Annotated in this window: 5 protein-coding genes; 1 reads left to right on the top strand and 4 read right to left on the bottom strand. The window is 73.1% G+C overall.

Going from position 1 to position 12196, the window contains the following annotated elements:
• Window positions 1–44 precede the first annotated feature (44 nt).
• From ACWD3C_RS13765 to ACWD3C_RS13750, 4 genes are all read right to left on the bottom strand, one after another.
• The gene (locus ACWD3C_RS13765; RefSeq protein WP_451143400.1) at window positions 45–1448 is read right to left on the bottom strand and encodes a dipeptidase; all 1404 of its coding nucleotides are present in this window, start codon (window positions 1446–1448) and stop codon (window positions 45–47) included.
• A 10-nt stretch (window positions 1449–1458) separates the two neighbouring features.
• A complete protein-coding gene (locus tag ACWD3C_RS13760) occupies window positions 1459–5031 on the bottom strand; it encodes a UvrD-helicase domain-containing protein (RefSeq protein WP_451143398.1) in 3573 nt (1190 codons plus the stop codon).
• Window positions 5032–5153: 122 nt separating this feature from the next.
• Window positions 5154–8549: an ATP-dependent helicase gene (locus ACWD3C_RS13755; RefSeq protein ID WP_451143396.1), complete on the bottom strand. Its 3396-nt coding sequence runs from the start codon at window positions 8547–8549 to the stop codon at window positions 5154–5156.
• Between the two features lie 240 nt (window positions 8550–8789).
• Window positions 8790–9155: an MGMT family protein gene (locus ACWD3C_RS13750; RefSeq protein ID WP_451143394.1), complete on the bottom strand. Its 366-nt coding sequence runs from the start codon at window positions 9153–9155 to the stop codon at window positions 8790–8792.
• A 183-nt stretch (window positions 9156–9338) separates the two neighbouring features.
• Between ACWD3C_RS13750 and ACWD3C_RS13745 the strand changes: the two genes are divergently transcribed.
• Window positions 9339–12128 carry a lysylphosphatidylglycerol synthase domain-containing protein gene (locus ACWD3C_RS13745; RefSeq protein WP_451143392.1) on the top strand — a complete coding sequence of 930 codons (2790 nt, stop codon included), beginning with the start codon at window positions 9339–9341 and terminating at the stop codon, window positions 12126–12128.
• Window positions 12129–12196 lie beyond the last annotated feature (68 nt).

Here is a 12196-nt window from a genome sequence, read left to right as displayed (position 1 = left end):
GGCGGTTCGGGGATGCGTGCGGCGGGACGGGGTGGGGGCCTTCTTCAGTGTGCCCCGCGTTCGCTGTCGGCCAGTTCGCTCCACAGGTACGCGCTGCTCTCGACGCCCTTGAGGAGCAGATCGAGTTCGATCTTCTCGTTCGGGGCGTGCCAGCCGTCGGAGGGGACGGAGATGCCGAGGAAGAGCACGGGTGAGCCGAGGACCTCCTGGAGGTCGGCGGCGGGGCCCGAGCCGCCCGCGCGCGTGAAGCGGACCGGCTGCTCGAAGGCGCGGCCCATGGCGCGTACGACGGACTGCAGGGCCGGGTGGTCGAGCGGCGTCAGGCACGGGCGCGTGGCCGAGCCGAACGTGACCTTGCAGCGGATCCCGGCGGGCACCTGCTCAGCCGCCCACGCGCGCACGGCCTTCTCCACCTGGTCCGGGTCCTGGCCCGCGACCAGCCGGAAGGAGAGCTTGACCATGACCGAGGACGGGATGATCGTCTTGCTTCCGGGGCCCTGGTAGCCGCCGCCGATTCCGTTGACCTCGGCGGTCGGGCGGGCCCAGAGGCGCTCCAGGGTGGTGTGTCCGGCCTCTCCGTACGTCGCCGTCGACTTGGCCGTACGCAGCCATCGCTCCTCGTCGAAGGGCAGTTCGGCGAAGAGCGCGCGCTCGCGGTCGGTGAGTTCGACCACACCGTCGTAGAAGCCGGGGATCGCCACGCGCGCGTGCTCGTCGTGCAGGGCGGCGACCAATCGGGCGGCAGCGGTGGCCGGGTTGGGTACGGCACCGCCGAAGGCGCCGGAGTGGATGTCCTGGGCGGGGCCGTACAGCTGGATCTCGCACTCGGCGAGGCCCCGCATGCCGGTGCACACGGTGGGGGTGTCCTCGGCCCACATGCCGGTGTCGGAGACGATCACCGTGTCGGCGGCGAGCCGGTCGGCGTGCTCCTCGACGAGGGCCCGGAAGTGCGGGGAGCCGGACTCCTCCTCGCCCTCGATCAGCATCTTCAGGTTCACGGCCGGGGTGGTGCGGCCGGTGGCGGCGAGGTGGGCGCGGACGCCGAGTGTGTGGAAGAACACCTGGCCCTTGTCGTCCGCCGCTCCGCGCGCGTGGAGGCGGTTTCCGCGGATCACCGGCTCGAACGGCTCGGTGTCCCAGCCGTCCTCGCGGGCCGCGGGCTGCACGTCGTGGTGCCCGTAGACAAGGACGGTGAGGGCCTCGGGGTCGGCGGAGGGCCACTCGGCGAAGACGGCCGGGGCGCCCGGCGTCTGCCACACCTCGGCGGTCGGGAAGCCGGTCTCCTTGAGCCGGGCGGCGAGCCAGTCGGCGCTGCGCCGTACGTCCGCCGCGTGCTCGGGCTGGGCCGACACCGACGGGATGCGCAGCCACTCGGCGAGGGCGTCGAGGAAGGCGGCGCGGTGGTGCTCGATGTACGCGCGGACGGCGCTGTCCGGTGTCTGGCTCATGGTCACGAGCCTATCGGCCCGCACCGACATGCTCGTCCGGCGGTTCCCGCTCCTCGCCGGCGGACGGCTCCTCCAGGAGCAGCCGCTCCAGTGCGGCCCGGTCCGGCAGCTCCTCGGGGGTTACGACGTCGCCGGTGCGGACGTACAGGAAGGAGGCCGTGACGGACTCCGGCGGCACGCCCTGCTGCTCGGCCCAGGCGAGCCGGTAGAGGGCGAGCTGGAGGGGGTCGGCGGTGCGGGTGCGGCTGGTCTTCCAGTCGACGATCTCGTACGTGGCAAAGTCGCCGTCGTCCTCCTTGTAGACGGCGTCGATACGGCCGCGCACGACCCGTCCGGCGATGGAGAGCTGGAAGGGGGCCTCGACGCGGTATGGCGTCCGGTGCGCGTACGGGGTGCGTTCGAAGGCCTCCTTGAGAGCTTCCAGGTCTCGTTCGTCGGCGATCTCGGCCTGGCTGCCGGGCAGTTCCTCGGGCTCCAGCAGGGGCAGCCGCAGCTCTTCGAAGCGTGCCTCGACCCAGGCGTGGAAACGGGTGCCGCGGCGTGCGGCGGGCTGCGGGGGGCGCGGCATCGGGCGCGCGAGCTCCTGTGCGAAGCCGTCCGGGTCGGCTGCCAGGCTCAGCAGCTGTGACGCGGTCAGCGACGTCGGCAGCGGTACGTCGGTGACACTCGCGCGGGCGCGCAGGAGCTCTCCGGTGAGGGCGTCCAGGTCGCGGTCCCAGGAGGTGATGGTGCGGGCCTCCTCGGGGGTGAGAGCGGTCTCGTCGGGGTGCCGGCGGGCGTGCGGGATGGTTGGGGTGTGCTGGTCCTGTCCGGTGTTGCGCTGGTTCTGTTCCGGGTGCGGCACGCGCGCGTGGGGTGGTGTCTGCGCGGGGCGGGCGGGCCGGTCCGTGGTCCAGGGGTCCCAGTCGGGGGCGTGCTCTTCAGGGAGGTTCTCGGGGAGGTCGCCCTCCTCGTAGGGGGCTTCGCCGGGGAATTCGGGGTCCCCGTAGAGCTCGTCCTCGTCGTCCGGCGGAGGGGGCCACTCCGGGTCGTCGTAGCAGTCCGGGTCGTGTGTGACCCCGGGGTGGGTGTCCTCGTGCGAGGCGAGGCGCTCCAGGTGGGCGAGTACGGTCTCCGCGGCCGTGCGGCGGCGGGCCAGGGCGGCGTCGTCCAGTGGGAGCGGCCAGGTGTGGTCGGCGGCCGCCTCTTGAAGGGCGGGGTTCTCCTCGTCCTCCTCGGGTGCGTCGGCCCATGCCTCGATCTCGCCGTACCCGGCGGCGCAGTGCTCGTGCAGGGCCAGCAGGAAGTCGGAGGGCCCGCGCGGGCGCTTCTGGGAGGGGCCCCACCAGTGGCCGGAGCCGAGGAGCAGGGAGCGGGGGCGGGTGAAGGTGACGTAGCCGAGGCGGAGTTCCTCGGTGTGCTGGTGGTCCTTCATGGCCTCGTGGAAGGCCTTCATGCCGCGGGAGTCCCACGCCTCGATGCCGGGCAGTGTGTCGGCGTCGCCGCGCAGCTCGTGGGGCAGGACCTTGGCCTGAGCGGTCCACTTCTCCCGGCCCTGGGCGCTCGGGAAGGTCCCGGTGACCAGGCCGGGCACCGCCACGACGTCCCACTCCAGGCCCTTGGACTTGTGGGCGGTGAGCACCTTGACGGTGTTCTCACCGCCGGGGAGGGCGTTGTCGAGGCCCTTTTCGTACTGGGCCGCCGTGCGCAGGAAGCCGAGGAAGGCGAGGAGGCTGGCCTCGCCGTCGTTGGCGGCGAAGGACGCGGCGATGTCGAGGAAGTTGGACAGGGTCTCGCGGCGGCGGGCGGCCAGCGCGTGCGGGGACGCGGAGAGCTCCACCTCCAGACCGGTGACGGCGAGCACCCGGTGGAGCACGTCCATGAGCGGGTCGGCGAGCGAGCGTCGCAGGTCGCGCAGCTCGGTGGCGAGCCGTGCGAACCGTACGCGCGCGTCCGGCGAGAAGGGCAGCCCGTCGTCCTCCTGCTCGGTCTCGAACGGCATCTCCAGGAATGCGTCGAGCGCGTCCGCGAGCGATATCACCTCGGCCGGATCGACCCCCTCGACGGCCGCGGCGAGCCGCCGGTCCGGGTCGTCGTCGGCCCACACGCGCGCGTGGGACACGAGAAGCCGGGCGCGCCGCCCCAGGAGGGCGAGGTCGCGCGGGCCGATGCGCCAGCGGGGGCCGGTGAGCAGGCGGACGAGGGAGGCGTTGGCCCCGGGGTCCTGGAGGACCTCGCAGACGGCGACGAGGTCGGCGACCTCGGGGAGGTGCAGCAGCCCGGAGAGGCCCACGACCTCCACCGGGATGTCGCGGGCGACGAGCGCGCCCTGGATCTGGGCGAAGTCGGTCGCCGTACGGCACAGGACCGCGATCTCGCCGGGTTCCTTGCCGGTGCGCACGAGGTGGGCGATGGAGTCGCCGATCCAGTCGAGCTCCTCGGCGTGGGTGCGCAGCAGGGCGCAGCGGACCGTGCCGTCGCGTTCGGCGCCGGGGGCCGGGCGGAGGGCCTCCACGCCCGCGTGCAGGGCGCGCAGCGGCTCCGCGAGGCCGTTGGCGAGGTCGAGGAGGCGGCCGCCGCTGCGGCGGTTCTCGCTGAGCGACTGGCGGGTCGCGGGGTGGCCGTCGGCGTGCGCGAAGTGCTCCGGGAAGTCGTCGAGGTTGGCGACGGACGCGCCGCGCCAGCCGTAGATCGCCTGGCAGGGGTCGCCGACCGCGGTCACCGGGTGTCCGGTTCCCCCGCCGAACAGGCCTGCCAGGAGTACGCGTTGGGCCACCGAGGTGTCCTGGTACTCGTCGAGCAGCACCACCCGGAACTCGTCCCGCAGGATTCGGCCCACCTCGGGGAGCTGGGCGAGGGTCGCGGAGAGGGCGATCTGATCACCGAAGTCGAGGAGGTCGCGTTCCCGCTTGGCCGTCCGGTAGCGCCCCACCAGTCCGGCGAGTTCACGCCGGGCGGCGGCCGCCTCGGGGGCCTTGCGGAGGTCGGCGTTGGTGAGCTTGGCCCCCTCCAGGGAACGCAGCAGCTCGGCGTCGTACGCGCGCAGTTCCTCGGGGCGTACGAGGTGTTCGGCGAGTTCGGAGTCGAGGGCGAGGAGGTCGCTGACGAGATCGGGGAAGGAGCGGGTCAGCGCCGGGTACGGGCCGGGGGCCTCACGGAGCACACGTGCGGCGAGCTGGTAGCGGGTGGCGTCGGCGAGCAGCCGGGAGGTGGGTTCGAGTCCGATGCGCAGGCCGTGGTCGGTGAGCAGACGGCCCGCGAAGGCGTGGTACGTGGAGATGACGGGCTCGCCCGGCGGGTTGTCGGGGTCGATCACGTCCGGGTCGGTGACCCCCGCCTTGATGAGCGCCTTCCGTACGCGCTCGGCGAGTTCGCCCGCCGCCTTGTTGGTGAACGTCAGGCCCAGCACCTGCTCGGGGGCGACCTGCCCGGTGCCGACCAGCCACACCACGCGCGCGGCCATCACCGTGGTCTTGCCCGACCCGGCCCCGGCCACGATCACCTGTGGGGCGGGCGGTGCGACGATGCAGGCCGTCTGCTCCGGGGTGAACGGGATGCCGAGGAGCTCCTTGAGCTGATCGGGATCGGTGATACGAGCGGGCACCTCAGAGAGGCTAGCGGTGGCCACTGACAGTCGAGGCCATATCGGCGGCCGGGCCGGAAGAAGTACAGGTCAGCACGTGTGGTGCCGTACATCACTCGCGTCGCGTCACAGGTGGCCGGGCGTCACTCGACGACGTGGCGTCCCTCCGGCCGCGCGCTGCACGACGCCTGGAACGCGCAGTGCGCACAGTGCTGTCCGGTGGTCGGCGAGAAGCGTTCGTCGAGGACCTTGCCCGCTGCCGTGGCGAGGAGGTCGCCGACCCACTCGCCCTCCAGGGGCTCCTGGGCCTGCACCTTGGGGAGGCTCTCGCCGCCGTTCTTCTTCGCGGCGCCCTGGCGCAGCTGGACGAGTTCGGCGCCGCCCGGCTCCGGGCGTACCCCTCCGAAGGGCTCGTCGACGGCTCCCTCGTGGACGGCGAGCTGGTAGACGGCGAGCTGCGGGTGGCGGGACACGTCGGCGGCGCTCGGTGCCTGCTTGCCGGTCTTGAAGTCGACGACGTAGGCGCGGCCCTCGGCATCGGTCTCGACGCGGTCCATGGAGCCGCGGATGCGGACCTCGTAGTCGCCCGCTTCGAGGGTCACGTCGAAGTCGTGCTCGCTGGCCACGGGAGTGCGCCCGGTGCGGTCCATGACGTGCCACTGCAGGAACCGTTCGAGCGCCACGCGTGCGTGCTGCTTCTCCTGCTCCGACTTCCAGGGCGCGTCGAAGGCGAGCGCGTTCCACACGGAGTCGAGGCGTTCCATGAGGACGTCGAGGTCGGCGGGGGTGCGGCCGGAGGCGACCTCGTCGGCGAGGACGTGGATGACGTTGCCGAAGCCCTGGGCGGCGGTCGCGGGCTCGTCGGCACGCACCTCGCGGCCCAGGAACCACTGCAGGGCACAGGTGTTGGCGAGTTGGTCGAGGGCGCTGCCGGAGAGCACGACGGGCTGGTCGCGGTTCCGCAGGGGGACCTTGCTCTCCGTGGGCTCGAACATGCCCCACCAGCGGTACGGGTGCGCCGAGGGCACCAGGGGGCGGCCGTCCTCGTCGCCGAGCGCGGCGAGCCGGGCCAGCCGGCGGGCCGCGGCTTCTCTGAGGGCGTCCGACACGCGCGGGTCGACGGTCGTGGCGCGCAGTTCGGCGACGAGCGCGGCGACGGACAGGGGGCGGCGGGGGCGGCCGGTGACGTCCTTGGGTTCCACGCCGAGTTCGGTGAGGAAGCGGGAGGGCTGGTCACCGTCGTCGGCGGGGGCCTTCACGGCGGTGACGACGAGGCGTTCACGCGCGCGCGTGGCGGCCACGTAGAACAGGCGCCGCTCCTCCGCCAACAGCGCTCCCGGAGTGAGCGGTTCGGCGAGGCCGTCGCGTCCGATGCGGTCGGCCTCCAGGAGGGAGCCGCGGCGGCGCAGGTCCGGCCACAGGCCTTCCTGGACGCCCGCGACGACGACGAGACGCCATTCCAGCCCCTTGGAGCGGTGCGCGGTCATCAGGCGTACGGCATCGGCGCGCACGGCCCGTCCGGTGAGCGTGTCGGCGGCGATGTCCTCGGCTTCGATCTCCTCCAGGAAGTTCAGGGTGCCGCGCCCGCCGGTGCGCTCCTCCGCGCGGGCCGCGGTCGCGAACAGGGCGCACACGGCGTCGAGGTCGCGGTCCGCGTTGCGGCCGGCCGCGCCGCCGCGCCGGGCGGCCCCCTCAAGGCGCCGCGGCCACGGTGTGCCGTCCCACAGCTCCCAGAGGGCCTCCTCGGCTGTGCCGCCGCCCGCGAGGCGCTTGCGGGCCCTCCTGAGCAGGTCGCCCAGCCGCTGGGCGCCCCGCGCGTACGTGGGGTCGTGCGCGACCAGCCTCTCGGGCTCGGCCAGGGCCCGCGCCATCAGCTCGTCCGAAGGCGGCGGTACGGGGTTGCCGGCGGCCCGCTCCTCCTCGCGCAGGGCGCGGCCCAGGCGCCGCAGGTCGGCGGTGTCCATGCCGGCGAGGGGGGAGGTGAGGAGGGTGAGCGCGGTCTCGGTGTCGAGCCAGGGAGCCCGGGGTTCGGGCTCGTCCGCGGGCGCCTCCTCGGGGATCTCCCCTGACACCGCCTCGGGGGTCTCTCCGTAAGTCTCCTCAAGGGTCGCCTCGTCGGGCGGCTGCGTCCCGGGGGCCGCCTCCAGCTCCGCCCGGGCCACCGCCCGCAGCGCCGTGAGCAGCGGCTGCACCGCCGGTTCGTGGCGCAGCGGGAGGTCGTCGCCGTCGATCTCCAGGGGGACGCCCGCCGCGGTGAGAGCGCGTCGGACGGACGGGATCGTTCGGGAGCCCGCCCGTACCAGGACAGCCATGTCGCGCCACGGAACGCCGTCCTCCAGGTGGGCCCGGCGCAGGATGTCCGCGATGTTGTCGAGTTCGGTGCCCGGCGTCGGGTACGTGTAGACCTCGACACGCCCTCCGTCCCGTACCGGCTTCAGCTCGCGGTGCGCGCGTACCTTCTCGACCGGAAGGCGGGTCAGCGGCATGCGCTGGGTCACGAGGCGGGTGGCGGCGAGCAGGGCGGCGCCGGAGCGGCGGGACGTCGTGAGGACCTCCACGGGGGCCGGACGGCCGTCCGCGCGCGGGAAGGCGACGGGGAAGTCCAGGATGCCGTTCACGTCGGCGCCCCGGAACGTGTAGATCGACTGGTCGGGGTCGCCGAAGGCGACCAGCGTGCGGCCGCCGCCCGCGAGGGCCCTCAGCAGCCGCACCTGTGCCGGATCGGTGTCCTGGTACTCGTCCACGTAAACCGCGTCGAACTGGGCGGCGAGCTGCTCGGCGACGCCGGGCCGCCCGGCGAGGAGGACCGCGCGGTGGACCAGTTCGGCGTAGTCGAGGACTCCTTGGAGGTCGAGGACGTCGAGGTACTCGGCGAGGAAGGTGGCGGCCGCGCGCCAGTCGGGGCGGCCGATGCGCCGGGCGAAGGCGTCCAGGGCACCCGGACCGAGGCCCAGTTCGCGGCTGCGGGCCAGCACCGCGCGGACCTCGTCGGCGAAGCCGCGTGTGGTCAGGCAGGCGCGCAGCTCGTCCGGCCAGCGGACATGCGCGAGGCCGAGCCGCTCCAGGTCGGGCTGGCCGGCGAGCAGTTCGCGGACGGTCACGTCCTGTTCGGGGCCGGACAGCAGTCGCAGGGGTTCGACGAACAGATCGCTGTCCTGGTGGGCGCGGACCAGGGCGTAGCAGAACGAGTGGAACGTGGTCGCCCGGGGGGCTCGGGCGGCCCCCATGCGCAGCGCCATGCGGTCGCGCAGCTCCACCGCGGCCTTGCGGCTGAACGTCAGCACGAGGACCCGCTCGGGGGCCGCCCCGCGCGCGACGCGGGCCGCGACGGACTCGACGAGCGTGGTCGTCTTTCCGGTGCCCGGACCTGCGAGAACAAGCAGCGGACCGGTCCCGTGGTCAACCACGGAACGCTGACCTGCGTCCAGACGAGGGGGATCCACCCTGGCCGGCGGGGTACGCACCAGTCGGTAAACGCCACGGCTCCCCTGCCGCACCGGGGGGTGCTGCGGGCGTCTGGTGGAGAAAGAGGAACTCACGTGGTTCGCCGGTCCTGGTGGGTGTGCGATGCGGAGGGCGGTGGCCGCGGGGTGATGGGGGCGCGCGCAGCCGACGCTACGCCGACGGGTCGTACGGAAGCAGGGCTTCCTGCTGTTCCCTCCCGGCGCGCACGACACGTGCGTCCCTCGCCTCACGAACGTACGCCATGCCTCGGACGTGCCCACCTTGCCCCGTACGGACCACAGGCCGCCCCTTCGCCCGGTCGATGCCGGATGCTGTCAGGTGTGACCTTCCGCGCGTTCGTCGCCGTCCCATCGCGCCCGCTTCATGTCGACGCGCGGAAGGTGGCCCTCGGCGGCACGGCTCGCCTCCTTGAGGGGTGTGCCCTCGGCGCGGTAGTGGTCCAGGGCCCGCAGTTCGTGGCCCGGGAGCAGTACGCCGTCCGCGCGTATCACCCGCCACCAGGGCACGGCTCCTCCGTAGAGGGCCATCACCCGGCCCACCTGGCGCGGTCCTCCCTCCTCCAGCCACTCGGCGATGTCGCCGTAGGTCATGACGCGCCCGGGCGGGATCCGTTCCGCGACCTCAAGGACCCGCTCCGCGTACTCCGGCAGGGCGTCCGCCGGAAGGCTCTCCTCGCTCATCCGCCCCATCCTGCCCGAGCCCACCGACAATGGGACGTGGTGGCGCCCGCGGATCCCTCGCCCCCACGCGCCGCTTCGGGCAGACTGTGCGCCCCCGTATTGCACCCTGATGCCCCCGTGTGTCGGCCGGGCATGCCACCATCGTGCGGGCGGTGACTGGTGATACGTGATCAAGAAGAGACGATGAAGCAGCAGAGCGTGCGCCCCGAGGACGCGGCGGGCACCTCTGACGCTTCGTCGCGCCCGGACACCTCCGACGACGACCAGGACGACAGGAAGAACACGGACGACCCGACTTCCTCCCCCAAGGCGCACGAAAACGACAAGCCGCAGGCCGGGCGGGGCACGGACGATCCGGACGAGGCCCACGCCGACGAGGTCGAGGGCGACGAACCGCTGCTCCCCGCGCGCGTGCACCGTCCCTCCGACCTGATGCGCTTCCTGGTGGGCGTGCTCGGGGTCGTCGTCCTGCTGGCGATCGCCGCCTTCGCGCACGGCACCACGTCCGGGCTCGAACAGGACATCAACAAGGGCACCGGTCAGGCACCCGATCTGCTGACCAAGATCGCGGGCCTGGGGTCGAGCATCGCGATCCTCCTGGTACCGGTCGCCTTCGCGATCGAACGGCTGATCAAGCGGGACGGGCTGCGCATCGCCGACGGCGTGCTCGCGGCGGTCCTCGCGCACGGGGTGACGCTCGCGACCGACCTGTGGGTCGCCAGGGCGGCCCCGAAGTCGATCCAGGAGGCGCTCACCCAGCCCTCGCCCGGTGACATCACCGCGCTCACCGATCCGGTGCACGGCTATCTGGCGCCGGTGATCGCGTACATGACGGCCGTCGGCATGTCACGTCGGCCGCGCTGGCGCGCGGTGCTGTGGATCGTACTGCTGCTCGACGCGTTCTCCATGCTCGTCACCGGCTACACGACGCCGTTCTCGATCATCCTGACCGTGCTGATCGGCTGGACCGTCGCCTACGGGACGCTGTACGCGGTCGGCTCGCCGAACGTGCGTCCCACGGGGCGGACGCTGATGGCGGGTCTGCGGCGCGTCGGGTTCCGGGCGGTGAGCGCGTCCCGCGAGGAGGTGCCGGACGCCCCGGAGAGCGGCGACCGGGGCCGCCGGTACTTCGTGGCGCTGGAGGACGGCCCGCCTCTGGACGTCACGGTGGTCGACCGGGAACAGCAGGCGCAGGGCTTCTTCTACAGGGCCTGGCGGCGGCTGACCCTGCGCAGTATCACCACGCGCCGCAGCCTGCAGTCGCTGCGCCAGGCCCTGGAGCAGGAGGCTCTCCTCGCATACGCGGCCATCGCGGCCGGGGCCAACGCGCCCAAGCTGATCGCGACCTCGGAGCTCGGCCCGGACGCCGTGATGCTCATCTACGAGCACACCGGCGGCCGCATGCTGGACACTCTGGCGGACGAGGAGATCACCGACGACCTGCTGCACGACACCTGGGACCAGGTCAAAGCCCTGCAGTCGCGGCGCATCGCGCACCGCAGGCTCGCGGGTGACGCGGTTCTGGTGGATCGTTCCGGCACGGTCGCCCTGACCGATCTGCGCAACGGGGAGATCGCGGCCGGCGACCTGCTGCTCCGCATCGACATCGCCCAGCTGCTGACGACGCTCGGCCTGCGCGTGGGCGCGGAGCGGGCGGTGGCATCGGCGGTGGCCGTGCTCGGCCCGGACGCGGTCGCCGACTGTCTGCCGATGCTGCAGCCCATCGCCCTGACGCGCTCGCACCGCGCGACGCTGCGGAAGCTGGCCCGGGAGCGGGCGCAGCGCGAGCGCGAGGCGGTCCTGGAGGCGTCCCAGCAGGCCCGGCAGGCGCACGCGGAGGATCACGACGAGACCGCGCCGGCCGTGCCGGAGAAGGCGGGCAGGGCCGACAAGAAGACCGTGCGCGCCGAGCAGCGGGCCGAGAAGCGGGCGATCGACGAGGCCCTGGAGGAGGCGCGCGAGGAGGACCTGCTCACCCAGATCCGCCACCAGGTGCTGCTGATCAGGCCGCAGGCGCCGGTCGAACCGGCCCGCCTGGAGCGGGTGCGACCGCGCACGCTGATCAGTTTCATCGCCGGAGCCATCGGCGCGTACTTCCTGCTGACGCAGCTCGCCCACATCGAGTTCGGGCCGCTCATCGCGAACGCCGAGTGGGGCTGGGTCGCCGCGGCCGTGCTCTTCTCCGCCCTGAGCTACTTCGCGGCGGCGATGGCCCTGCTGGGCTTCGTCCCCGAGCGGGTGCCGTTCCCGCGGACCGTGGCGGCACAGGTCGCCGGGTCGTTCGTGAAGATCGTGGCGCCCGCCGCGGTGGGCGGGGTCGCCCTCAACACGCGCTTCCTGCAGCGCGCGGGGGTGCGGCCGGGGCTCGCGGTGGCGAGCGTCGGCGCGTCGCAGCTGTTCGGGCTGGGCGCTCACATCGTGATGCTGCTGGCCTTCGGCTACCTGACCGGCATCGAGAAGACGCCGTCCCTGTCGCCGTCGCGCACGGTCATCGCGGGTCTGCTGACGGTCGCGGTACTCGTGCTCGTGGTGACCTCGGTGCCGTTCCTGCGCAAGTTCATCGTCACGCGCGTGCGGTCGCTTTTCGCCGGTGTCGTGCCGCGCATGCTCGACGTGCTGCAGCGCCCGCAGAAGCTGCTCACGGGCATCGGCGGCATGCTGCTGCTCACGGCCTCCTTCGTGATGTGCCTGGACGCGTCGATCCGGGCGTTCGGCACGGAGAGCACGCCCACGCTGAGCATCGCCAGCGTCGCGGTCGTCTTCCTCGCCGGCAACGCGCTCGGCTCCGCCGCACCGACCCCGGGTGGCGTGGGCGCGGTCGAGGCCACCCTGACCGTCGGTCTGATCGCCGTCGGCCTCCCCAGTGAGGTCGCCGCGCCCGCGGTGCTCCTGTACCGGCTGCTCACCCTGTGGCTGCCCGTGCTGCCGGGCTGGCTGGCCTTCAACCACCTGACGCGCAAGGGCGCGCTCTAGGCACGCGCACGCGGCCGTACGTGACAGACGGCGCACGCGCGCGTGACCGCCGGAAACGGTGCTCACCC

It is taken from the genome of Streptomyces sp. NPDC002845, assembly GCF_053591955.1.
Note: the sequence above shows the minus strand (reverse complement) of the source record. Positions and strands in the feature narration are given on the sequence as shown.